The following is a 25,721-nucleotide window of genomic DNA, read 5'->3' as shown; positions in this document are numbered from 1 at the left end:
ATGTAATAAAAAATCGATTTTAGATATTGTATTTTAATATTTTTTTAATTATTTGTGAATATTTTTAGTTATAATGAGTTAAAATCGTCAATAATAAAAAAAGCCCCGAACAATTCGGAGCTTTTACATCAACTAAATAATATATTCTACTTTACAATAACTCTTTTTAGCTGTCCTTCAGATGTTTTCACAAGGTAAACACCTGTAGAAAGCTTTGAAGTATCTATTGTTAAAGCATTTTTATCTTTTCCGATTAATTTTCCGGACATATCATACAATTCGTAATCCTGTACTCTGTTGAAATACAAAGAATTACCTTTTGTTACAGGATTCGGGAATACGTTGAAAGTCGATTTTTCCGTTTTCACTTCTCCGGCTGCCAAACTTGGAGTTGCTACTTCGTACATCGACAATGTTCCGCTGATCTCGTTGGCAATGACCACATATCCTTTTCCGGTTGTAGTATTTTCCGGTGCGATATAAATAATTCCTTCCGGGCCATTATCACCACCATACGCCGAAGTCATACGAGAGTGCTTGTAATCTGTGAAAGTAGGATTCGTCGGATCGGTAATGTTGTACACCATGACACCTCCGGTTCTTTCCAAAGTAATGAAAGCATACGTCTGTCCGTTGATATTTCCTAAAGCAACACCTTCCGGCTCAGGGCCTTTTGCACGGCTTCTGCTTTTTGTAGTGTTCGATTCATTATCGGCATTAAAGATCGACGGATGGTTAGCTGCAATATATCTTTCAAATTTATCACCACTATCGTAAACGATTTGTTTGGTGTCAGCATTGAAAATCGAGAAGGAGCGGGCTCCCAAAGCGTTGATTTCCTCAAACTCATTATCGTTATCTGTATCTCCGTTGGCATTGGTAACACGGAATCTTCCTAAGTTGTGAGAAGCTTTCAAGGTTGATGATTGCGGGAAAAGTGCAGGATCTAAAGTATAATCGTTAGCTCCAACCGTAGTTCTTTCGCTGAATCCTGAAAGATCTTTTTCATCTCCTTCGTTTGCTGTTACAATATAGTTGGTGTTTCCAACCTTGTAATTCTGGACGGCATCAGGAATATAATACGCTTTTACAGGCCAGTTCGCAATTAAAACTTCACCATTGTTATCCGAAGCATCAAAACCATTTCCTGGAAGACTCATATCTTTTTTACCTAATCCCCAGATTCCAGTAATCGTTTTTGAAGCTAAATTAACCTCAGCAATCGCATTATTTTCCTGAAGCGTGATCCACGCCTTTTGGCTGTCTGCACTAATTGTAATATATTCAGGTTCTAAATCCTGAGAAAGTGTATTGTTGGTTCTTACTTTTCTTAATCCGGTTGCTGTTAATGCTGCCACCTGAGAATCAAACGCATTGAAATTAAGCGTGGTCACATTATTTTGACTAAGATTGTTAATTCCTCCGGAAATATCAATAATGCTGATAGTTCCTTCCGGATCGATGGTGTAAGCGTCATTCGGTTCACCTTCATTAGCCGTTAAAACTTTTGTTCCGTCCGGTGAGAAAGAAACCATATCCGGTAAAGCGCCAACGGTAACCTGTTTTAGAAAATTCCCGTTAATATCAAAGAAAACAACTGAACCGTTCTGTTGAGGATCTGTATTGGGAGAAGCTGCCGCAATAATTCCGTTTTTCACGGCAATACTTGTAATTCCTCCGTATGCAGCCATATTTACGGTATTGATAACCGTTGGAGTATTCGGATTGCTGAAATTGATAATATCAAAAACATCTGTCAGAGAACTGATGGTAAATAATCTCTGCGTGGTAGGATCATGAACAACAATTTCCGTAGAGCTGCTGTTGTTTCCGGAAGGATCAAAACTTCCGATATAGTCTAATTGAATTTGGTGTGAGGGAACAGGCGACGCTTTATCATTGTCAATAATATAAACCGTTGAATTACTGTCTCCCGAAATCGTTGCTCCGGCAGGATTTTCGAGGCTGAGTACAAAATATTCGGCCTCCTGCTCTTCTAAAGTATCATCAATAATAGGAATATTTACTGTATAACTCGTCGTTCCTGGAACAATATTAATTGTTTGACTGGTAAAAGTGAAATCATTATTGTCTGCCGTGCTGAATGGAGCCGGTTTTGCCACCAAATTTACCGATGCCGTGGAAGGATTGGTTACATTAATTTTAAATGCCAATGTTCCTGCATTTTCATTGACTTTGATAAAGTTTTTATCTAAAGAAATAGACGTTCCGGCAGTTGTAAATATGGTTGAAGTTGCCGTTGTTACCGCATTATCACTGAAATCTTCCACCATATTTGGTTTTAAAGCCAAATAATACGTCTGGTTTGGAACTAAACCTGAAGTAGGGATAACCGTGATTTTATTGTCAGAAAAAGTTGTTGTGAAGGGAATTTGAGTACCTGAAGCATTTCCAAGACGGAAATCTACAAGCGTTTGTGCATTAGAATCGTTAATCGGAGAGTTGTCTGCTAATCGTACATTTTCGTTAAATGTAAGGGTAGGATTTACAGTCGTTAAAGCGTTATTTGTGTTATTGTTGGGAAGGTAGGCAACCGTTGGCGGAGTAGTGTCACTTCCTCCGATTGCTGTTGCGTCTACTGTAAAATTGTCAAAACGGTTGTTCCCTGCTGTACCGTTGTTGGGGCCGGCAGAGAATTCAACTTTTAATGTAAAGTTTGGGTTATTGGCCACTCCTGAAATCGCTGCGAAATCAAAAATAACCAGTTGCGGTGCAGCATCCTGTGGGGCTATCGTCTGATAGGTCTGGAAGGTGGTCCCGTCCAAAGAATACGACCAGGTTTGTGTTCCCGCTCCGGAGCCTGATCTTCGTGTTGTAAACTTCACCACCACATTATTGAATCCCGTTGTCGGTAAATTAAACTGTAAATTACCATTAATAGGGAAGTTGTAACGTAAATGCGTGCCTGCAGGATCTCCGTTTCTTGCATTTAAATTTTCTGTGTTGAAATTTTGCCCCGTTCCGTTTGCGAAATCTACTTCTGTTGTTCCACTGTTTACGGCGGTCATCGAACCGTTTACCAATGTTGATGTTGGCGTCATCATCGCTGCTGCAGAAGTATTGTTATTAAAATTCCAGTAATGAATAAGGCTGGATTGCCCAGAAGCTACTCCGTGAAGGAAGATAGCGGCAATTAACGAACCTTTCAAAAGGTAGTTATTAGTCATTTTTGCTTGATATTAAATTGATGCAAAAATGAACTTTCTACTTTGCAAGGATTTTAAGCGAATTTTAATTAATTCTTAATAATAATGTAATTTCTGGAAATTTTGATGAAAATTAAATTTCGAAAGCAGCTTATAGCAACTTAAAGAAACGGCAAATCAGCCAAACATGAAGGTATTGGCTAAATGGTGTTCCGAAGATTCGCTTATTTATCCGGATGTGCTAAATAAATAGGACTGGAAGATTTTTCCAGCGGATGTTTCTGCATATAAAAAAATCCTGAAATTGCACTCAAGACCAATAAAACGAAAACTACCAGAACAATTCTTTTAACCATTTCTCTCATATCGCTAAATTTTTGATGTCCTTAATTTCTAAAGTTGACGTTGGGTAGCCCTTTTGCACGGCATTGATCATCGCTTTCCCGACCTCGTGTAAAGTTAAAGATTTTGAAGGTAATATACGTGGAAAAATCCAAATAAGTGGTTTAAAGAACCATTTTATATTTTCTTGTCCTTCAACAGGTTTCATAAACCCCGGACGAAAATTGTATTCACTTCTGAAACCAAGCTTTCTAAGGGTATTTTCGGTTTTACCTTTTACTCTTGCCCACATCATTTTTCCGCTTTCCGTTTTGTCGGTACTCGCGCCTGAAACATAGTTGAAAACCATATCCGGATTTTGGTTGAGTACGGCTTTGGCGAAATGCAGCGTGGTGTCATAGGTAATTTTGGTATAGTCTTCCTCGTTCATTCCAAGGCTGCTTATTCCGGCACAGAAGAAAACGGCATCGTATCCTCTGAGGTTTTCATCCAGAAGGTCAATTTCCAGGAAATCCGGAATAATATATTCCTTCAGCTTAGCGTGTTTTTTTCCTGAAGGTTTTCTGCTGACACTTAGAACTTCTGAAACATTCGGATTTTCAAGGCATTCCAATAAAACACCTTCACCTACCATTCCTGTTGCTCCTGTGAGAATTACTTTGATTGAGTCCATTTCTTCTTTGTTATTCATTCTGTTGACGTTTAATCTTTACCTTTTACTTTATGTGGTAGCAAAAATTATACACTTTTTTTATTTCTTAGAAAATATCAACGCTGTTATTCTGAACAAAATGAAAAACCTACTTTTTAATTGTTTTGAATATTTCTTTCTTAAATACATTTCATCCTACAAAAATTCGCCTTTGGAGGGGTTGCGAAAATTCGTAAGAATTTTTGACGGGGTGGTTTTATTATTACTTTCCATTTTCTTATAATAATTAAACTACCCCTGTCTTTTTGCTGATTCAAAAATCCACCCTTCAAAGAAGGGGAATTTTTACCAGAGGTATCTCTTACTGCATGTTTACATCACGGACAAAGTAAAATTGACGATTCCATTTCCTAGCCCAGATTGTAACGGCATCCTTTTGGGTGAGTCTGGAGCAAAGCGGAGGATGAACCCAAAAGATACAGTGGAAAGCTGGAAAGAGCTTCTGAAAAAAAAAGTGTATATCCGAAGTTTATATGATTGGGAATAGGATGGGCTTACTTATATCATTTTATCTTTGAAATATCCTTTACATTATTCAACTCCTGAAGGGGTATAACATTATTGAGTAGGTATTCATTGGGTTTTATGAAGGTTAAATTCAAAAAGAAAACGGTATAACTTCTGTAAGCCGGGTGTATGCAGGTTTTACTTTTCCTTCTGAACATAAGAAAAACCGATCGAAACGACCGGTTTTCAAAGTTTTCTACAGGGTGAAATTACTTTTTATCCTGTAATTTGCTGTAAATATTATGGATTAACCCATCGGCAACGGAAATTTTCGGAACAAATATCCGGTTAATCTCCGACCATGACATGACATTATTATAAATTTTAAGGGCATGAACCAATACATCAGCCCGGTCTTCACGAAGGTTATACCTTGTCATTCTCTCCTCTACGGAAAGGAGGTCGAATTCCTTGTATACTTTTTTAAGGTGGGAAAGAGACATTGGCTTGCCGTCTTTGGTTTTGCTCATTGAAAAAACTTTATTGATGTTTCCCCCGGAGCCAATGGCAACAATCGGTTTCTTACTGTTGATGTTTTTTCTGATTTCCTCCTTCATTTCCTGCCAGTTATTCGGGGTTACCAGGTTATTCAGCAAGCGGATAGTCCCAATATTGAAGGATTTTTCATATTTCATTTTGCCGTTTTCATAGAAGGTAAGCTCTGTAGAACCGCCGCCTACGTCTACATATAAATAAGCGAATTCTTTGTCAAGCCCTTCTGCAACATGATTTTCAAAAACAAGGGAAGCCTCTTCGTCTCCGGAGATAATTTCAATATCAATTCCTGTTGTTTTCTTTACATCTTCGATAATACTTTTTCCATTGGAAGCGTCGCGCATGGCGCTTGTCGCGCAGGCTCTGTAATGGTCTACTTTATAAATCTTCATGAGATCACTGAAGATTTTCATGGAGTCGAGAACCATTTTTTCTCTCTGTTCGCCGATCTTTCCAAGGGTAAATACATCCATCCCTAACCTCAGTGGGATTCTTAAAAGGTTAAGCTTTATAAATTCCGGTTGTCTGTTGTTTATTTTAACTTCATTAATAAGTAATCTGGCTGCATTACTCCCAATGTCGATGGCTGCGATTTTCATTTTTCTTTCGTTTTACCTTTTAAATATGTATAAGTTTCAATTTGAGAGCGACATTTTTCTTTGTCGTTGCTGATGTATTCGTTGCTTAATTTTTTATCTAAAATACGGGCTTTTACATTATCGTGAAGCTGAATATCCAGGATGTCCTTTAGTTCTTTTTTAAGACTTTTATCTGTTATTTTGGCGGCTGCTTCAATTCTGTAATCCAGATTTCTAGTCATCCAGTCAGCAGAGGAGATATACATGTCTTCGGCTCCCTTATTGTAAAAATACATCACTCTCGCGTGCTCCAGATATTCGTCAACAATACTGATGGCTTTTATTTTTTCCTTAAACTCTTTTTGGTTTACGGCACAGTAAATCCCCCTCACTATCATTTTTACCACCACACCCGCGGTTGCCGCTTCGTATAATTTTTCAATCAAAGCCCTGTCGCTTACAGAATTAGCTTTGATAATCATCTCTGCTTTTCTTCCTGCTTTGGCCTCTTCAATCTCTTTATCGATGTGGTGAACGATCTTTTCACGCATGAATTGGGGGCAAACTAATAAATTTTTACAAGTTTTCAAAACGGGAAGGTAATCTTCTTTCGGTTTTTTTAATACATTGAATACTTTATTGATATCTGCCATGATCCCCCGGTCTGCCGTCATGATCAAATGATCGCCATAAATTTTTGCTGTTTTTTCATTAAAATTACCCGTGCTCACAAAGCCATATTGAATGGTCTTGTTGTTGGCCCTCTTTTTAATGATACATAATTTAGCATGAACTTTTTTCTCAGGAAGACCTATTAAAACGGTAATTCCTTCGGGTTCGAACATTTCTTTCCACTCCAGATTGGACTCCTCATCAAATCTTGCCTGCAGTTCCAGCATGACGGTCACCTCCTTGCCATTTCTTGCTGCATAAATTAAAGCGTTGCTGATCTTTGAGTTGCTTGCCAAACGATAGGCGGTGATCTGGATTGATTTTACATCAGGATCCATTGCTGCCTCCCGAAGCAGATCAATCACCGGATTGTATTTATGATAAGGAAAAGTGAGCAAGACATCATGTTTTAAAATAACATCAGTTACTCTTTCGCCATGTTCAAATGCAGGATGTGTAAAAGAAGTTCTCTCAACAGGACGTTCATATTTTTCAAAAACATCTGGGAAATCCATAAAATGCTTGAAATTATGAATTTTCCCACCCGGGATAATGCTGTCTTTTTTTGTTAAATTTAATTTTCGGATAAGCAGTTCCAGTAATGCTTTATCCATGTCTTTATCAAACACAAAACGGGTAGGCTTTCCTTTTCGCCTGTTTTTTAACCCTTTTTCTATTTTTTCTGCGAAATTGGTCCGGATATCGTTGTCCAGATCCATTTCTGCATCTTTAGTGACTTTAAAAGCATTGGCCGAAAATTCGTCATAGCCAAAATAAGAAAAAATATGTGGTAAATTGAAGGTGATGACATCTTCCAGAAGCATCACGTTCTTCTCCTCCGGATCTTCGGTTGGGAGTAGAACAAATCGCCCCACAAAACGGGACGGAATTTCAATGATCGCATAATTGCTGGAATACTGCCAGTCCTTTTTCCTCATTGCCACCCCTAAATAAAGGCTCTTATCTCTCATATAGGGCATGGGCGTATTTTCATGAAGCAGGATCGGAATTACATTAGATTCCACCACTTCATCAAAATAAGTTCTTACAAATTCCCTCTGTTTTGCCGTTAAATTTTTGGAAGTTTTAATGGACACCTTATGCTCAGCCATTTCGCTCTGGATTTTTCTCCAGGTTTTATCGAAATTCTGCTGATGGCTGATGACAATATCATTGATTTTTTGAAGGATCTTGGAAGGGGGCTGATAAAAGGATTCCGCAATTACTTTTTCCTTAAAATCCATCGCACGCTTTAATCCTGCTACCCGAACTCTGAAAAATTCATCCAGATTGTTAGAGAATATTCCTAAAAATCTTATTCTTAAATGCAAAGGAACCTTTTCGTCCATTGCCTCTTGTAAAACCCTCTCATTGAAGGCTAGCCAGGTAATATCTCTCGGGTTAAAATGTAATGACATTCGTTAGTTTATATTTTATCAAAAGTAGTGATTCATCGTGTCTCACAGGGCTTTTTTAACGTTAAGCTTTAATTAAATTTTAATATGTTAAATAAGATATGATCGTGTGAGTTATATTTTTATTTATAATTGAATAAAGTTATTAAAAACTAATGGGAAATTTAACCTTTAGTGAATAATTTTATATTAATGGAATTATTTTGTTTACGCTTCCCGTTTTTCTGTAATAGAGGTGTTTTCATCACATAAAAATCAATTATATTTAAGGTGTAAAAGACATGAAATCATGGGAATGAAAATCACGCTTTTTACGATGTAGATTTTGTGACGAAGAGCATGCAGAACAGACCGGAAAATGAAGGGGTTTTCCAAAGCCGACGACAGATGCCGGAAGTATGGCGCAGAAATTTTCTGACAGACAAAAATAGTCTTTAGAAATTAACTCATGAACTGATTTAATATAAGTGGGAGGGAAATTTTTAATGCTGAAGAAGGATTGATGAAGAGGATATGTACTGAAAACAGAAACTGACATAATTGATACAAAAGACTTGGCAAGCGGACGATATGATGTCAGAATGTACCGTCACAAAAATGATGTTAAATTGATGAAATTCATAGGGAAATAAGTGAAATTATTTCATAGTATTTGTGTTTTTAAACCCCGATTACATCGGGGTTTTTTATTTTATTCTGTCAATTTGTCATAAAAAATTGAATGGTACAGATATTGAGAATTACTGAATGTAAAATAATTTAAAAATTAGAAAAAATATAAATATTATGAGTAAAATAATTGGAATTGACTTAGGAACAACCAACTCTTGTGTTGCTGTAATGGAGGGAAAAGACCCTGTTGTTATTCCTAATGCAGAAGGAAAAAGAACGACTCCTTCTATTGTAGCATTTACAGAAGATGGTGAAAGAAAAGTAGGGGATCCTGCGAAAAGACAGGCTGTAACAAATCCAAGAAAAACCGTATACTCTATTAAAAGATTTATCGGAACACACTTCAAAGAAGATGCTAAAGAAATTTCAAGAGTACCTTACGAAGTAGTATCCGGACCAAACGACACGGTAAAAGTAAAAATCGACGATAGAGAATATACGCCACAGGAAATTTCTGCAATGACCCTTCAGAAAATGAAGAAAACTGCCGAAGATTATCTTGGTCAGGAAGTAACAAGAGCGGTAATTACTGTTCCTGCTTATTTCAATGACGCACAAAGACAGGCTACTAAAGAAGCGGGTGAAATTGCTGGTCTTAAAGTAGAAAGAATCATCAACGAGCCAACAGCTGCAGCATTAGCTTACGGTTTAGATAAAGCTCACAAGGATCAGAAAATTGCAGTATATGACCTTGGAGGTGGTACTTTCGATATCTCTATTCTTGATTTAGGAGACGGTGTATTCGAAGTATTGTCTACAAATGGTGATACTCACTTAGGAGGTGATGACTTTGATGATGTGATCATCAACTGGATGGCAGACGAATTCAAAGCTGAAGAAGGTGTTGATTTAAAATCTGATGCAATCGCATTACAGAGATTAAAAGAAGCTGCTGAAAAAGCTAAAATTGAATTGTCTTCTTCTGCACAAACAGAAATCAACCTTCCCTATATTACTGCTACGGCTACAGGTCCTAAGCACTTAGTGAAGTCTTTAACTAAAGCTAAATTCGAACAGTTGGCTGCTGATTTAGTAAGAAGATCGATGGAACCGGTTGCTAAAGCGTTGAAAGATGCAGGTTTATCTACTTCAGATATCGATGAAGTAATTTTGGTAGGAGGTTCTACAAGAATCCCTGTTATTCAGGAAGAAGTTGAAAAATTCTTCGGTAAAAAGCCTTCAAAAGGGGTAAATCCGGATGAGGTTGTAGCCATCGGTGCTGCGATTCAGGGAGGTGTATTAACAGGTGATGTAACAGACGTTCTTTTATTAGACGTTACGCCGCTTTCTCTAGGTATTGAAACAATGGGTTCTGTTTTCACTAAATTAATTGAAGCCAACACTACCATCCCAACTAAAAAATCTGAAGTATTCTCTACAGCTTCTGACAACCAGCCGGCTGTAAGCATCAGAGTAGGACAGGGAGAAAGACCAATGTTTAACGATAACAAAGAAATCGGTAGATTCGACCTTTCTGATATTCCACCAGCACCAAGAGGAGTTCCTCAAATCGAGGTAACTTTCGATATCGATGCGAATGGTATCTTGAATGTATCCGCTAAAGATAAAGGAACAGGTAAGGAGCAGAATATTAAAATTCAGGCTTCTTCAGGACTTTCTGATGAGGAAATTGAAAGAATGAAAAAAGAAGCTCAGGAAAATTCTGCTGCAGATAACAAAAGAAAAGAAGAAGTTGAAATTTTCAACAAAGCTGACGGATTGATCTTCCAGACTGAAAAACAATTGAAAGAATTTGGAGATAAATTATCAGCAGACAAAAAAGCAGCGGTTGAAGCAGCTCATGCAGAATTGAAAACAGCTTTTGAAGCTAAAAATTCTGATGATGTAAAAGCTAAAACAGAAGCTTTAGATGCCGCTTGGATGGCAGCTTCAGAAGAAATGTATGCACAAGGTCAACAGCCGGGTGCTGATGCAGGAACTCAGAATGAAGGAAGTGCAGGTGGTGCAGATGATGTACAGGATGCGGACTTCGAAGAAGTCAAGTAATTACTGATTAGTAATAATCACTAAAACATAAAAAACCGCTATGGACAAATGTCTATAGCGGTTTTTCTTTTTTTGATATTACCAATTTTACGTTTTATTAATTGAAGTCATTTAAACTTTTTTGTGTTATAAAACTTTCTTAGTGCAATGACGATAAATGCTAAATAATTAAAAAGATTTCCAACTAGATACAGTAGTATCAAACCTATTGAGCAATGATCTAAAGCGGTCTAACCAAGCTTGTTCTTTCTATAGCATATCTTTGATGGTATAAAAGCTCATCAAAATAAATCTCGTCTGTATCTGCGCCATTACGCTTATTGAAAGCAATATTAGCCTGATATCTTTATTTTCACAATGCTTTCTGAAGTTTTGAGCATCAAATCCTGCATCAGCATTCATAAGTAATCCCTGTACAGCAATATCTGCCTTTTCTAATATTTGAGTGATTTGATCAAAATAAATTTCAATATGATACAGATCATTATGATTTCCTGCAATACGGTCTGACATGGCTAAAGGAAGTCTCTCTCTATCTGTAAAATAAAGTGAAGTACTGGTCTTTCTCTTTTTTCGCCCTTGATAAGCGCCCTCTTCTTCTCCCGGTAATGCCGATGACTCCCGTCTAAATCTGCACTGGATAAATCTAATTTCGATTTATTTTTTGATAATAGCTGTATCCAGCAATCTTGCCAAATATTTTTTACACACCATTTACGAAAATGACAGAAAACACTTTGATAGCTCAAAACAGTCTCTTCAAAAAGACTTTTTACAGATAAATATGCCCATTGGACAACTGTTTTCAGTTTTTATAATATGCAATCAAGTACAAAAGTTGGGGACTAGGCAAAAAAGTTTAGATACTATAAGAGCCTGTTTAAAATTTTACCGTTTTATTTATTATCCTTAATGAAGTTGATCTTTGCTCCATTTTGATGCTCTTTTGAGCGTATTTTTCACTTCCTATTTTTGATTTAGCCCGCTAAATCTGCAAACACGAAGCAAAAAATCCATCTCAAAATAGCTATAAAAATTTTTAGCAATAAAATTTAAACAGCCTCTAAGATGAAATTTTTTGCTCTCGTAGATTTTGCAAATGAAGCGGATTCTTTTCCTTACACTTTACATATTGAACACGAAGCCCCACCAAGTTTTTTCAAAACTCCCGTTTTAAGTCTCACCAAGCCGTTTTACTTATAAAAGACCGGAAAGGCGAAGCAAAGAAAATCAACGATATCTTCTGAAAATATGGCCATCTGTGGGGACATAAAATATTCGCGCATTCGTGGCAAAAAATACATCTAAAATTTTTTCTGATCTTTCTCATACTCTTAAAGATAAAGAGTATAAGAATTGTGTCCTAACAAAGTTAGCAACTCCAAGAGTCCGTTTATACTAATTGTAAGACGGACTCGTTGTGTTTTTAGAATCGTTTTTAGCAGTCGTCAAAAATAAGAGAAGACATTGTTTATAATGGAAGATTATTTAATTAATGGGAACGGCATAAAAATAGTTTTCCTGAGCTGTAGTACTATATCTCCAAAGATTGGCTGCCTTATTCTCTAATAGTAAATAAATTCGCACAGTGGCTGCTGTCACATTAATTACAGAACTTCCGCTCAAAAAATTAAGTGTATTATCATTGTCACTTCCTCCACCATTAATGATCACACCTGCAAAGCTTGTTCCGCCACCAGCAGGTCCTAAGTGTGTAAATCCTGAACGTGCAATGGCTGTTGTAGAAGTTGAAAGATAAGAGTGAAGCCAGTATCTTGAGGAGGAAGTATTATTAAATAAAGTTAAACCAGCATTTATCACCCATTTCCCTTGAGTAAGGTCTATATAGACTCCTAAGTATCTTACGCCTGATCCATTAGAATTAGTTACTATTTCAGAGGTTGGAAATATACCAGTTGCGGTCGGTTTTATAGAAGCTGGTGTTCGCCAAACGCCAACACCATTAGCATCACTCATCAAAACTTTATCAGCCGCTTGATAACCATCTACAATTTTAATGGCTGGTACTGGAGATGCTGAAGTTCCTCCAGAGTTGATGTCAAGTTTTACGGAAGGAGCTGTGTTTCCAATCCCAACTCTGTGATTAGCTGCATTTATTGACAATGTATTTCCATCTACAGAGAATAAGTTTGCTACTGTTCCTGTAAAAGATAAAGTTTGTGTTCCCTGTGTTACAGTTCTATCTGCAGTAAGTGATCCATTAGAGTTGTAAATATTTAAAGCACTGTCATTCATGTTTTTCCAAGTCGTTCCATTGAAATAGTAGTAACCGGGTAAATTAATTTCCGTTGTTTGAGAAAGACTAGGAATAACTCCTGTAGGTGTTGTAATATCTGTTATATATACAATTGCACCCATTTGAGATGTTGAATAAGTACCTGAATCTTTTGAGGCTAGTTGTTGTTTTGTCAATCTTGGAGCCATTACTCCATCCTTGGAAGAAGTGGAATCTGCGTTACCTACTATATCTAAAGAGGTGTGCGGATTGGCAGTGTTAATACCTACTTGGGAATTGAAAAAAGATGCAAAAAACATGCTTAAGAATAATAGTTTTTTTTTCATGGTTTGTTTTATTGTTTAAAATAATAAGGATTATTCTACAAAGGAATAATATTATAGAATTATCTACAAGTAATAGATGTAGATATAGATCGACAGAACAATAGATAAAATTCTATATGGCAAACATATCATATAGGGGATAAGCTTTTTTTATGTTGAAGTCATTTAAACTTTTTTGTGTTATAAAACTTTCTTAGTGCAATGACCATAAATGCTAAATAATTAAAAGATTTCCAACTAGATACAGTAGTATCAAACCTATTGAGCAATGATCTAAAGCTGTCTAACCAAGCATTTGTTCTTTCTATAGTATATCTTTGATGGTATAAAAGCTCATCAAAATAAATCTCGTCTGTGTCTGAGCCATTACGCTTATTGAAAGCAATATTTGCCATGATATCTTTATTTTCACAATGCTTTCTGAAGTTTTGAGCATCAAACCCTGCATCAGCATTCATAAATAATCCCTTTACAGCAATATCTGCCTTTTCTAATGTTTGAGTGATCTGATCAAAATAGATTTCAATATGATACAGATCATTATGATTTCCTGCAATAGGGTCTGACATTGCTAAAGGAAGTCCCTGTCTATCTGTAAAATAAAGCGAAGTAGTGGTCTTTCTCTTTTTACGCCCTTGATAAGCGACCTCTTCTCCTCCCCGTAATGCTGATGTATGACTCCCGTCTAAATCTGCACTGGATAAATCTAATTTCGATTTATTTTTTGATAATAGCTTTATCCAGCAATCTTGCCAAATATTTTTTACACACCATTTACGAAAATGATAGAAAACACTTTGATAGGTCAAAACATTCTCTGCAAAAAGACTTTTTACAGGTAAATAAGCCCATTGAACCCCTGTTTTCAGTTTGTATAATATGCAATTTACTATTTCAGCAAGAGGGGCTTTGGGAAAAAATCCTCGTTTTGGCTTAGGAAGATTAGGTACTATTTCATTTTCTATTATATCTTTGTCTAGTACTTGGTACATCATCGGCTTGATTTGTTTTTTATGTTTCGCAACACAAAAATAAACAAGCCGTTTTTTATATTAAAAGTTTAAATGACTTCGTTTATTATATTCTATTGTATGTCTGTCAAACAAATTTTTAATCGTTTTTTTTCATCAGTTCTGATATCGCTTATCATGTTTTTTTAAGTTTAATTTAAATCATAAATTTTAATAGCAAAAAGTTAATATATCCTAATTCTTACCTTTTTACTGTCTTTTTTGGTAAAAGGAAATGAAGTAAAAGTTGCGATAATCTTTTTTTTATGAGTTAATTTAAGTTAATTAAAGGTTTAAATAGTGTTAAATTAAACTTCTTTATTTTTTCAGTCAATGGGGTTAGTATTTAATTAAAATAAAATTCATTATTTTTTTTGTAAGTTATTGTATTATAGGTTTTTTTTGGTTTTAATTTATTCATTATTTCAATTAATTTATTCATTACAATTTTTACCCATCTTTCATCACAAAATTTGAAATTTAATATCACCGTTTTCTTTTTGAATTTATCTTAATAAATCAAATATCAGTAGCGTCGGGTCAAACCTGATGTATAAGTATTTAATGATGTTATAACCCCGCAGGAGTTAAATAATGTAAAGGAAATTTCAAAGATAAAATGGTATTAAATCTCTGCTTTTATACTCGTGACTGTAACGTACTGATAATACATGTGTTGTTTAACATCAGTTCGGTACGATTAAGTTTTTTGCTTGGGTATGCTCAAGTATATAATTACTGAATATTATCCTCAGATGTTAAAACAATTCAACTTAAAAACATCAACAAAATTTAATTATTTCATAATATTTAGGTAACCGAAAATACTAACAGGTGACTACAGGATAGCAGAAATTCGTGATAAGTATACTTTTATAAAAACGAAAATATGAAAAATATCATGTCTTTTTCCTACTTATTTTTCATGCCTTTCAATTGTAAGAAAGAATATTTTAAAATAATTAATAATCACGAATCATAGAATGAAGAAATCTATAGTCACTTTAGGTATTTTGTTAAGTACCACAGGTTTTATCTTCGCGCAGGAAAAACAGGCTTCTGGTATGGCCAAGAGCCAGGATAGTACAAAATCCAATTCTAAAACGAAAGATATTGAGGAGGTTGTTATTGTTGCTTATGGTACACAAAAAAGAAGTGAGGTTACAGGTTCTGTGGGGAGAGTAAGTGCCGAAAGCTTTAAAAACCGTCCGATTGCAAGAGCAGATCAGGCATTAACGGGTCAGATTGCGGGGGTTAAAACCCGTGCCACAACAGGAAAACCGGGTGAGCCTCTGGAAATACGTGTGCGTGGTACAGCGTCTATTTCGGCAAGTAATTCTCCTGTTTATGTGGTTGACGGAATGGTGGTAGACGATATGGCGAATGTTTCACCGGATGATATCCAGTCCATTGATGTATTGAAAGATGCTGCCTCTACGGCGATGTACGGATCTAGAGGTTCCAACGGGGTTGTGATTATCACGACTAAGAAAGGGGCTTCCGGAAAACCGTTATTCAGTTTTTCACAATATTACGGGGTTCAGACGATCGAAAAGAAGCTGGATATCATGACCAGTGCAGAGTGGATTGACTATGCCACTGAATCCATTAATAAAAATTGGGTTGCTCTGGCACCGGGACATTCCGCATCGGACAGCTATGAGGTAAGAGCCAATTATTTTAAATTAGCTAATGCAACCGATTACAATTTGGCCAATATCGCCAATATGATTGATCCGAGATGGGGAACTAATCAGGTGGCAAGTATCGACTGGCAAGACGCGTTTTACCGTCCGGCCTCTATTCAGAGCTATCAGTTATCAGTTCGTGGAGGAAATAAAAATGTAAAGTATATGGTTTCAGGGGCTTACTTTGATCAGGAGGGTCTGGCAATCAATACGGGTTTTAACCGATTTAATTTAAGTGCGGTTGTCGACGTAAATATTTCAGATAAATGGAAGATGGGCATTGCCCTTAGACCCAGCTATTCCCAAAGTTACGGAGCTTCTGTGGACGGAAAAGATAATTTAGCGCATAAAATGCTTTCTATGGTTCCTGTTGCGGAACTTGGCGCAGGTCTTTACACCAATTTCTGGAAAAATACCCGATACCGATGGGCAGGTTCTACTCAAAGCCCGATTGGTGTGATGGAGAATACCACTAACAACACCAACGAATTCCGATTACTGTCTAGTTTATACATGTCTTATGACATTTTGCCAGATTTAAATTTGAAAATCTCCGGAGGAGCCACTAACAACTTTAATATCAATAATGGCTATACTCCAACTTTTGACCTTATTACCAATATTCCGGGGCAGGTAAGTATCGGGAGCCGAAGAACAGTAAATTACAACAGGTATTTGGGAGAAGCCTTATTAAATTATAAAAAGAATTTTGGCGATCATAGTATCAATGGTTTAGCGGGGTACAGTGCTGAAAATTACAGAACGACAACGCAGTACAACCGAAATAAAGGTTTTCCGAATGATGATTTAAAGACCTTTAACTTTACACAGTCCGCTTCTGTGCTTAATTCTGAATATACGGCTTCAGAATGGATGTTGATTTCCATGTTTGGCCGTGTAAACTATGATTATAAAAAGAAATACATGCTATCAGCCAGTATCCGTAGAGATGGCTCTTCAAGATTTGGATGGAATAATCTTTGGGGAACGTTTGCAGCATTTGGAGCCGGCTGGAAAATAGATCAGGAAAACTTCCTGAAAGATAAGGAATGGTTAAGTAACCTGAAACTAAGATACAGCTGGGGAGAAAACGGAAACAATTCCATTGGGGATTACCGGGCGTTTGGTACCTTGGCCGGAGGAAATTATTCTTTTGGAGGAAATTTAAACAACGGATTAATTCCAAATACAATTCCTAATCCTAATCTTACCTGGGAAAAAACACAGTCATCGGATTTTGGTTTTGAATTGGGTCTATTCAACAGAATCGATTTTACTGCTGATTACTATATCAAAAAAACCAACGACCTTTTGTTGCAGTTACCTATTCCATCTGTCACCGGATATACGACGATGTGGAAGAATGTTGGCTCGGTGCAGAACCGCGGACTGGAACTGGATGTAAACACGAAAAACATTGTGGGTACCTTCAGGTGGAATACTTCAGCCAATATTGCATTCAATAATAATAAAGTTTTACAGTTAGGCAGCGACAATGCTCCTATTTATACAGGTTTCAGCAATAGTACGAACATCATACAGGTGGGGCAGGAGCTGAATTCATTCTATCTTTATGAGGCCATCGGCGTTCTGTCTTCGGCAGATATTGCAAATGCAAATGTGGCTAAGACAAAAGGAGCGATCGCGGGAGATGTAAAATACAGAGATGTAAACGGAGACGGAGTTATTGATGAAAAAGACCGTCACATCATCGGAGGTCCGACACCGGATTATTATTGGGGACTTACAAATACTTTTTCCTATAAAAACTGGGATCTGTCGATATTTTTCCAGGGACAGAAAGGAGGATACAGCTATGCTTTGCTAGGTCGTGCAATCGATAGACCAGGTATGGGAACAACAACCAACGTGATGGGGAATTGGGCCAACAGATGGCGTTCCGATGAAAATCCGGGTGACGGAAAAACCCCGAGACTGGATGGAACCACGGGAAGTTTACTGGATACAAGATGGCTGTATGACGCCACTTATATTCAGTTGAAAAATATAACACTGGGATACACCTTCCCTCAGGATCTTTCCAGTAAATTAAAAATTACCAATCTCAGAATTTATGCCAGTTTAGAAAATGTCTGGAGAAAAGATAACTACTATGGGGGCTATAACCCGGAATCTGTTCAGTCAGACGGTACCGATTACGGAGCCTATCCCAATGCGAAAGTATATATGCTGGGGCTAAACTTTAACTTCTAAATCTTGAATAATGAAAATTTCTTACTTTAAAAATATCAAAACATTCGGAAAAATAGCATTCTTTGGAGCAGTACTGTCTGCGATGACAGGCTGTGAAAAAGATCTGATGCTGGAACCTGAAAATAATATTACCCAGACTTCTTTTTATACCACAGAATTACAGATCAGTCAGGCATTGACAGGTGTTTACTCTGCAATGGTTAACGCTTCTTCCCGAGGAGGATTTGACGTCAATTTCTATTTATTGGCATCAGAAGTTCGTTCCAATAACTTTACGGCACTTACCCAAAACGGAAACCGGGATTATTATGCGATTAACCGTTTTCAGGATACTTCATCCACTGAAGAAGTCGAAGTACTATGGGAAGATGCCTATGAGCTTATTACGTATGCCAATACAATTTTAGCAAGAATTGATGCTGTTCCGTTTGCAGATAATGCAACAAGAGAACAATATCGCTCTGAAGCCCGCTTTTTAAGAGCTTACGCATATTTTGAGCTGATGAGAAATTTCGGAAAAGTCCCTTTAATCGATAAACCGGTAAGTCCCGAGGAAGCTGTTTCCATTCCAAGGACAGATCTGGCAACACTTTATGATTTCGTGACTTCAGAAATTGAAGCGTCTGTTGCCGGTTTAAAGAATACCTATGATGCTAAAAATAAAGGCAGAATCACAAAGTCGGCAGCGCATGCCATGCTGGGACGAATTTACCTAACGGGATCAGGCTATCCTTTAAACAACAGCAGCTATGTTGCCAAAGCCAAAGATCATTTGTTTACGGTTATCCAGGGTGAAGGTCAATATGTAACATTTGCACCTACTTATGCTGATTTGTTTAAAAGTGCCAACGATAATAAATATCATATTTTCGAGATTCAGCATATCAGTGGAGGTGTATCACAGGGCTCTTATCTGCCAAGTTATGTTTCGCCCACTTTCGGAACAGCAGATCCTTTGTACAATGCACAGGGAAGTTTATACAGCGCTAATGAACTGGGCGTTTCCCAGTCTTTAATTAATGCGTATGAACCGGGGGATTTAAGAAAAGCAGTTACGCTTAAAACCCAGTTTATTGCGCAAAACGGACAACCGGATTTTGCCAATTATTTTATCAAATTCCGTGAAGCAGGGGCTGTTTTAACGAACCGTTACGATTGGCCGGTTAATTTCCCGATCATTCGTTATGAAGATGTTATTCTAATGTACGCTGAGGTTTTAAACAACGAGGGAAATACGGGCACGGCAGTTGCACAATTGAACAGAATTCGACAGAGAGCAGGTTTATCACCACTTTCAGCTTCAATATCAAGCAGCGATTTTACCACGGCACTTCGTAAAGAAAGAAGAATTGAATTTGCAGGCGAAGGTGTTTACTGGCACGATCTAGTACGTTGGAATATCGCCGTTTCCGTGATTAATCAGGCAGCTGCGGATCTTAATTATAATTATACCATCACAACCAATGATTATTTATATCAGATCCCTTTATCACAGATTCAGGTGGCAGGATATGAGCAAAATCCTTAACAATCAGTATTGATACTTTAATCACATGTAACTTATATAGTTTAAACGTTATGAACGAAAGTTTGTAGCGTTTTTTATTTAAATTAAGTTTCAATTAAAGATAATGCAGACCTGAAGATTACGATTTAACTTGGATTCGGGATATGGATTTGGCTGGGAGCTGGAAGAGGGATGTTTGAAGTTTATCCAGTTCTTCATTTTATTATGATGACAAAAATTCAAAGAAAAAATTTTAATCACCTCCATCTTCCCACCCTAGCTTCCCTATCTTATACCGTTTTCTTTTTGAATTTACCTTAATAAACCCTGAAGGAGTTAAATATCAGTAGCGTCGGGTGAAGCCCGACGGACAAGTATTTAATAAGGTTATAAGCCCGCAGGGGTTGAATAATTAGAGGGAATTTCAAAGATAAAATGGTATTATTGCATTAAAAAAGTCAATTATTCCAAACTCACGTTATTTAACAAACTTTAAAATTTTGTTAAAATTCATGATATAATTTCACAAAACTGAAAGGCTTGCCTAATTTTGTAATCTTAATAAATAAATTCAGCGGGTCATTTTCAATGATCGCATACAATTTTCGGAATTCTATTGATCTTTTTCATTAATAAAAAGCTCCTGAATTTATTGGGAAATACTATACTATGAGCGTTTTGCTGTTTACTCTTTTTGTTTTATTAGGATCTGTTTGCGCAGGAATTATCGGTTCTCTGTCCGGTTTGGGTGGGGGGATTGTTGTTATTCCGCTTTTATCAATTGTATTGGGAGTAGATATTCATTACGCAATTGGGGCAGCATTAGTATCGGTTATTGCTACCTCCTCAGGTTCTGCAGCAGCTTATGTAAAAGAGGGAATTGCCAATATGCGTCTGGGTATGTTTCTGGAAATTGCAACCACAGCGGGAGCAGTAGCCGGAGCATTGATCTCAAGTGCAGCACCAAGTTCTTTTATTGCGATTCTTTTTGGATGTGCCTTAATTTTTTCCGCCGGAAATTCTTTAAGAAAAAAAGGCGAAGCGGTTGTGGAAAATTCAAGTAAAATGGCCATTGCCCTGAAATTACCATCCGATTATCCTATTAATAAAGAGACAAAAGTGAAATACGGAACAAAAAATGTATTAGGCGGTTTCGGAATGATGGGGCTGGCAGGAATGCTATCTGGAATGTTGGGAATCGGTTCGGGAGCATTCAAAGTAATTGCGATGGACACCATTATGAAAATTCCGTTCAAAGTTTCAACCACCACAAGCAATTTTATGATGGGGGTTACGGCTTTGGCAAGTTGTGTAATCTATATTCAGAAAGGCTATATCGTTCCTGATATTTGTCTTCCGGTAATGATCGGAGTTTTAGTAGGTGCGATGATCGGATCTAAAATATTAATGGCAACCGACCCTAAAAAATTAAGAACTATTTTCGCTTTTATCATCTTCTTTTTAGCGGCGAATATGATCTATAGTGGAATTAAAGGAAAAATTTAAGAAATGACAGTTACAGACGATACAATAAAAAAACTCGTAGGAAACGTCCTGAAATATGGTGTTCGTACCGTTTTATTCATCGGGATTTTAGGCGGCCTTGTTTACCTTTTCAATCACGCAAACGATACGGTAAATTATTCTCATTTTGAAGAAAAGGAAGAAAGTATTTTTGCCGTGATTGGTGATATTTTCAGAGGTGTTCAGCAAATGAACGGAAGCAGCATTATTTATGTAGCCATCATTATTTTGTTTCTGACGCCATTTGTAAGATTGTTGCTTTCTTTAGTGAGTTTTATTCTGGAAAAAGATAAATTATACGTAGGAATTACAATTTTGGTACTTTGTATTATCTGCCTTAGTGTATATTTTGGTTTTGGGCATTGATTTTATAGGAATTGAATAATCTCAGAGTAATTATTGGTAATAAAAGTTATTAAATAACGGTTTTGAGATTTTTCAAAGAAAATATACCAAGTTGTATGAGAATTAGCCTTATAAATAATATAGTTTGAACCTAATTCCAGTAAATTATAAGGTGTTTTCTCCGAAGGGTAAATAGAAATATTTTTTTTTTGAAATCGATAATCTGATCAATATAATCAAAAGAATATTCAATAAATCTAAAATATCCTTTTTGGAAAAGAGCTAAAGTTAGTTCATTTAAATATTCTTCAACCTCCGGTAAATATTGTATTTTTATTCTTTCCAAGGAAGAGTTTTAATAAAATCTTTAGTTCTTTTTCTTAACTCTTCCACAGGAATTCCTCTTTCCCATTCTTTTTCAAAATCAAAAGATTTTCTTTTTCTGATTTTGTTGATTTCCTCGATGATTTCTGGATTTTCCAATGAATAGATCCATTTTATGATCTCATTCTTTTCGGCAGAAATATTCATTTTGCATTCTATTTATAAACAAATGTAAGCAATTTTTTACTTCTTAAAAATCAACTTATTGGAATTAACTTTCATTAAAATAAAACAAAAATTACCTACATTCGTATAGTTTAAAATTCAAAATCATTATAAAATGAAATTCTCAAAAATACTAATCATATTAGGATTGTTCCTGTTTCAACTCAACTTTGCGCAGGAAAAGGCAGATGTTGTATTGAAAAAAGCACTTACTGAAGCCAAAGCTGGTAATAAAAATGTTTTATTGGTTTTTCACGCTTCCTGGTGCAAATGGTGTAAACTGATGGAACATAATATGAACCTTCCGGAAACCAAGCCCATCTTCGACAAAAATTTTGTCACGGCTTATATCGATGTTCAGGAGAGAGGTGAAAAGAAAGTTTTGGAAAATCCTGGTGGACAGGAAATCATGAACAAATATAAAGGTCAGAACGCAGGATTACCATTTTGGCTGATTCTGAATCCTAAAGGAGCTGTACTTGCAGATTCTTTCGATCAGAAGGGAGATAATTTAGGTTCGCCGGCAACATCTGAAGAAGTGCAGGCTTTTCTTACTAAACTGGAAAAAGGAGCCAAATTAAATACCGAGCAAAAGCAAATCATTCAAAATGTATTTGTAAAAAAATAAAAAAATTCCTCGAGCATATCGAGGAATTTTTTGTTATAAGCTGTTGTAATAATAATCAATATTGCTCCAAAGTACTTTATCTTGATTTTCTGTCATTTCAGAAGGGTTTGCAAATAAAGTACCTCCAAAAAAGTCTTTATAAGTACTTGTTCCAAAAATAACTTTCTGAGAAATATTCAGAGAAGAAGAATTGTCTCGTGGCATTTTCTTTACATATTGAAAAGATCTTTTTAAGGTAAATGAAGATTCATTTTTGTTAAAATTTCCGATGTATTCATGATTTTCGGCAATGAAAACCGAATCACTGTTGATGGTAACTTTATAAGTAACATCTGCAGAATTTCCTGAAATTAATTGCAAAGAATTGTTCTGAAGATCCAGACTTATTTTTTTCCACGTCGGTTCTTTGTAAAGGCTCCAATAATCGGATAAATAAGATTCGTCAGGATTTCCGTTATTCCCAAAAGGACCTAGATAGACATCAACGTTTTTTACAGAATAATTTTTATATTCAAAATTATAAACCTTTTTTTCCTGAGGCTGAAGATTTTCTGTAACATCATCATCATTTCCTCCACAAGAGATCAGGAATAGTGCTCCCAAGCTCATTTTCAAAATAGTTTTCATGATCAATTTGTTTTATTTGGCTGCAAAAATAACTATTTTACTCTTCGAAGTGAAATAATTAAGTCTGAGATTTTTCATAAAAAAATTCCCTGAACGAAATGTTTAGGGAATTTTTAAATTAAATTTTATTTACCGAAGAATATTCTATCCTGTTTTTGCTGATCGTTATAAATGATCTGGAAACTGATCGGCATATACTGATAAAGCAGTTTCCAATGCTGAATTTTAGCATGCTTTTTAAAGCTTTCAAATGACCTTACAAACAGGTTTTCAATCATCCCTTTTACATAAGAATCTCCACCTTTGTAAATCATATCCATCAGCTTGATGTGATGGGCAATAATGCTTACTTTTGCTTCTAATAAAAGCTTTTTCAGATAATTTACGGTCGCCTGAATAACGCCCGGAAAGTTATCCTGCACAGACAACTGTGATATTTCGCCTCTTAGGGGCGGATAGAAAAATTTTAAATATTCAATAGCTATTTTTTGATTAATAGTCTGCATTTTTACATTCATCATAATTAATATTTTTCAGAACTAATTTATTTCCGCGAAAACTGTACCAAACTTTACAGGCAAGCCGCAAAAATAAATACTCCTACAATCACGGCAATGTGAGTTGCTAATATCTCCAAATTGTGTCTGGTAGTCGTAGTTTTAAAGGTTTTCCAGTCGGATGTTTTTCTGATCTTTGTTTTCATAAATGGTTGATTTTTAATGGTTTTTTATTTTGATGAATTGAGTGCTTTTGTAATGAAAGTTCTTAAAAATGTAACAAACCTGATTTTTATTATGTGCCATGGCTGTAGATTTGTCTCGAATGTATTTTCTGAAGTTCCTGAGAAATGTGACTAAAGATCATTTTTCGGTATTCTTCGCTGCAAAATGCGGTTGAATTGTCCAGAGAATAAATAAACGTACATTCAACGGCGTATTTTAGCATAATGTCGCCGTCGCGGTAAATATTGTTCATCTTTTTCAGGCATTTGAACAATAGATTTCGGTCATTTTGCCGAATCATTTTTTTAATATGATCATTGAAAGTGTGGATCACACTGTATGAGCTTGGTGTTTTATTTTCTTCCAGTTCTTCTTCAATAAATGGGATCACTTCCGAGATCTCCTGAATGGCTTTTAAATAATTCATATGCTGTCGTTTTGAAAGACATGATACCAATGGCATACCTTTACCATTTGTTTTAATTAAATATCAATAAATCAATATTTTAATTTTAGTTTAATTTAATTTTAGCTAAAAAAATCATGTCAAAATGATAGGGTTTTTATCAGAATGAAAAGAAACAGAAAGAAGGATCTTATTTTTATGTTCGAAAGGATAGAATGAATATCTTTGCAATCCAAAATATTCAAGAGATGTTTTCAAAAATCATAGTACACAGAGTCGGAAATAAAATCAACGGAGAATCTTTAACGCTTTCTCAGGAAGAATTGCAACTGGAAGAAGGAATGGCAGAATTGCTGGAAGACTATTTTTTAGGTTCATTCAAGTCGGAGGAAACCTTCCATTTTTACAGCGATACCTATTTGGTGAATAATCCTGTTTACAGCTCGGTGTCTGAGATTTTTGATGACAAAGCCAAGTTTCTTTGGGAATCTGAAAATATTGCAAAACACCTTTTTGAAGCAGCGGAAAATCCAAGAGTTCAGGGTGGCGAATTGTTTATCGTTTATTTTGAAGACGAAAGAGAAGGCACAGAAAGAGTCGACAAGATCGGAATTTTCAAAACTGAAAAAAGAGAATCTTTCCTTAAAATTTCTCCTCAGGATGAAACTTTTGATATTGAAAAAGATCAGGGAATCGGTTTGTCTAAAATTGATAAAGCAGCTTTAATTTATAACAATGATAAAGAAACCGGATATGTACTTTCTGTGGTTGACAACAACAAAAACGGAGATATGTACTATTGGTTTGAGGATTTCTTAAAGGTAAAGCAGCGTGATGATGAATATTTTCATACACAAGAAGCTTTAATGGTGTATAAAGATTATATCACGAAACAATTGCCTCAGGAATTTGAAGTTTCTAAAGCAGATCAGGCAGATTTCTTAAATAAATCCATCAATTTCTTTAAAGAAAAAGAAGAATTTAAACTGGATGAATTTGCCAGTGAAGTATTGGGTGATGAGCACGTGATTGAAAGTTTTAATAATTTTAAAACAGATTACGAGCAGGATATGCAGATTAATATTGCAGAAGAATTCCCGATCAATGAATCTGCGGTAAAGAAAACACAGAGACATTTTAAAAGCATCATTAAATTAGATAAAAATTTCCACATTTATATTCACGGAGACCGTCAGAAATTGGCTACCGGAGAAGATGAAAACGGAAAATATTATATGCTGTATTTCGATAAAGAAGTTTAAAAACATTTAGAACTAAAATCAACTTTAACTAAACCTTATAGGTTTCTAAAACCTATAAGGTTTGATGAAAAGATGTTTGAAAATCAAAT

The 25,721-nt window shown here is 35.9% G+C and carries 20 protein-coding genes; 7 read left to right on the top strand and 13 right to left on the bottom strand.

What is annotated here, in order from left to right:
• Positions 1-146 precede the first annotated feature (146 nt).
• From VUJ46_RS09710 to ppk1, 5 genes are all read right to left on the bottom strand, one after another.
• A complete protein-coding gene (locus VUJ46_RS09710) occupies positions 147-3,188 on the bottom strand; it encodes a choice-of-anchor I family protein (RefSeq protein ID WP_326984782.1) in 3,042 nt (1,013 codons plus the stop codon).
• Positions 3,189-3,391: 203 nt separating this feature from the next.
• A complete protein-coding gene (locus VUJ46_RS09705) occupies positions 3,392-3,532 on the bottom strand; it encodes a hypothetical protein (RefSeq protein WP_326984781.1) in 141 nt (46 codons plus the stop codon).
• The gene (locus VUJ46_RS09700) at positions 3,529-4,200 is read right to left on the bottom strand and encodes an NAD-dependent epimerase/dehydratase family protein (RefSeq protein ID WP_326984780.1); all 672 of its coding nucleotides are present in this window, start codon (positions 4,198-4,200) and stop codon (positions 3,529-3,531) included. The genes VUJ46_RS09705 and VUJ46_RS09700 overlap by 4 nt, the downstream gene beginning before the upstream one ends.
• Before the next feature lie 737 nt (positions 4,201-4,937).
• On the bottom strand, positions 4,938-5,822 hold the full coding sequence (locus tag VUJ46_RS09695) for a Ppx/GppA phosphatase family protein (RefSeq protein WP_326984779.1): 885 nt from the start codon (positions 5,820-5,822) through the stop codon (positions 4,938-4,940).
• Entirely contained in the window at positions 5,819-7,891 is a 2,073-nt protein-coding gene (gene ppk1, locus VUJ46_RS09690) for a polyphosphate kinase 1 (RefSeq protein WP_326984778.1), read from the bottom strand. Before ppk1 ends, VUJ46_RS09695 begins: the two co-directional genes overlap by 4 nt.
• Positions 7,892-8,674: 783 nt before the next feature.
• On the opposite strand from ppk1, the gene dnaK reads away from it, so the two are divergent.
• Positions 8,675-10,567: a molecular chaperone DnaK gene (dnaK, locus tag VUJ46_RS09685; protein ID WP_326984777.1), complete on the top strand. Its 1,893-nt coding sequence runs from the start codon at positions 8,675-8,677 to the stop codon at positions 10,565-10,567.
• A gap of 249 nt (positions 10,568-10,816) precedes the next feature.
• Here the strand turns inward: dnaK and VUJ46_RS09680 are convergent, their stop codons facing one another.
• The 3 genes from VUJ46_RS09680 to VUJ46_RS09670 all read right to left on the bottom strand — a co-directional run bounded on the left by VUJ46_RS09680 (position 10,817) and on the right by VUJ46_RS09670 (position 14,142).
• Positions 10,817-11,080, bottom strand: a complete 264-nt coding sequence (locus VUJ46_RS09680; protein WP_326984776.1) for a hypothetical protein — start codon at positions 11,078-11,080, stop codon at positions 10,817-10,819.
• Between the two features lie 975 nt (positions 11,081-12,055).
• Positions 12,056-13,123 (bottom strand): hypothetical protein, encoded by a 1,068-nt coding sequence (locus VUJ46_RS09675; protein WP_326984775.1) that lies wholly within the window; start codon positions 13,121-13,123, stop codon positions 12,056-12,058.
• A gap of 188 nt (positions 13,124-13,311) precedes the next feature.
• Complete coding sequence (locus VUJ46_RS09670; RefSeq protein WP_326985088.1) at positions 13,312-14,142, bottom strand: IS5 family transposase; 831 nt, start codon at positions 14,140-14,142, stop codon at positions 13,312-13,314.
• A gap of 1,001 nt (positions 14,143-15,143) precedes the next feature.
• On the opposite strand from VUJ46_RS09670, the gene VUJ46_RS09665 reads away from it, so the two are divergent.
• The 4 genes from VUJ46_RS09665 (at position 15,144) to VUJ46_RS09650 (ending at position 21,459) form a co-directional block, all read left to right on the top strand.
• Positions 15,144-18,062 (top strand): SusC/RagA family TonB-linked outer membrane protein, encoded by a 2,919-nt coding sequence (locus tag VUJ46_RS09665; RefSeq protein ID WP_326984774.1) that lies wholly within the window; start codon positions 15,144-15,146, stop codon positions 18,060-18,062.
• Between the two features lie 10 nt (positions 18,063-18,072).
• Positions 18,073-19,590: a RagB/SusD family nutrient uptake outer membrane protein gene (locus VUJ46_RS09660; protein ID WP_326984773.1), complete on the top strand. Its 1,518-nt coding sequence runs from the start codon at positions 18,073-18,075 to the stop codon at positions 19,588-19,590.
• A gap of 648 nt (positions 19,591-20,238) precedes the next feature.
• Entirely contained in the window at positions 20,239-21,075 is an 837-nt protein-coding gene (locus tag VUJ46_RS09655) for a sulfite exporter TauE/SafE family protein (RefSeq protein WP_326984772.1), read from the top strand.
• Positions 21,076-21,078: 3 nt separating this feature from the next.
• A complete protein-coding gene (locus VUJ46_RS09650) occupies positions 21,079-21,459 on the top strand; it encodes a DUF1634 domain-containing protein (RefSeq protein WP_326984771.1) in 381 nt (126 codons plus the stop codon).
• Between the two features lie 312 nt (positions 21,460-21,771).
• On the opposite strand, the gene VUJ46_RS09645 is transcribed toward VUJ46_RS09650, so the two are convergent.
• Positions 21,772-21,969, bottom strand: a complete 198-nt coding sequence (locus tag VUJ46_RS09645; RefSeq protein WP_326984770.1) for a hypothetical protein — start codon at positions 21,967-21,969, stop codon at positions 21,772-21,774.
• Positions 21,970-22,102: 133 nt separating this feature from the next.
• Here VUJ46_RS09645 and VUJ46_RS09640 point away from each other — a divergent pair, with 133 nt between their 5' ends.
• A complete protein-coding gene (locus VUJ46_RS09640; protein WP_326984769.1) occupies positions 22,103-22,615 on the top strand; it encodes a thioredoxin family protein in 513 nt (170 codons plus the stop codon).
• Positions 22,616-22,648: 33 nt separating this feature from the next.
• Here the strand turns inward: VUJ46_RS09640 and VUJ46_RS09635 are convergent, their stop codons facing one another.
• The 4 genes from VUJ46_RS09635 to VUJ46_RS09620 form a co-directional block, all read right to left on the bottom strand.
• Positions 22,649-23,242 carry a hypothetical protein gene (locus VUJ46_RS09635; RefSeq protein WP_326984768.1) on the bottom strand — a complete coding sequence of 198 codons (594 nt, stop codon included), beginning with the start codon at positions 23,240-23,242 and terminating at the stop codon, positions 22,649-22,651.
• Positions 23,243-23,367: 125 nt separating this feature from the next.
• The gene (locus tag VUJ46_RS09630; protein ID WP_267401590.1) at positions 23,368-23,763 is read right to left on the bottom strand and encodes a DUF7674 family protein; all 396 of its coding nucleotides are present in this window, start codon (positions 23,761-23,763) and stop codon (positions 23,368-23,370) included.
• 50 nt (positions 23,764-23,813) lie between these two features.
• Positions 23,814-23,945, bottom strand: coding sequence for a hypothetical protein (locus tag VUJ46_RS09625; protein WP_326984767.1), 132 nt, complete (start codon positions 23,943-23,945; stop codon positions 23,814-23,816).
• Between the two features lie 89 nt (positions 23,946-24,034).
• Positions 24,035-24,391 (bottom strand): DUF7674 family protein, encoded by a 357-nt coding sequence (locus tag VUJ46_RS09620; RefSeq protein WP_326984766.1) that lies wholly within the window; start codon positions 24,389-24,391, stop codon positions 24,035-24,037.
• Positions 24,392-24,618: 227 nt separating this feature from the next.
• On the opposite strand from VUJ46_RS09620, the gene VUJ46_RS09615 reads away from it, so the two are divergent.
• Positions 24,619-25,632 carry a nucleoid-associated protein gene (locus VUJ46_RS09615; RefSeq protein WP_312393807.1) on the top strand — a complete coding sequence of 338 codons (1,014 nt, stop codon included), beginning with the start codon at positions 24,619-24,621 and terminating at the stop codon, positions 25,630-25,632.
• The last annotated feature ends 89 nt before the right edge of the window (positions 25,633-25,721 follow it).

Origin of the sequence: Chryseobacterium sp. MYb264, assembly GCF_035974275.1 — a bacterium.
In the GTDB taxonomy this organism is placed as follows: Bacteria; Bacteroidota; Bacteroidia; order Flavobacteriales; family Weeksellaceae; genus Chryseobacterium.
The sequence above is the reverse complement of the archived record's forward strand: the minus strand, read 5'-3'. Positions and strand labels throughout refer to the sequence as shown.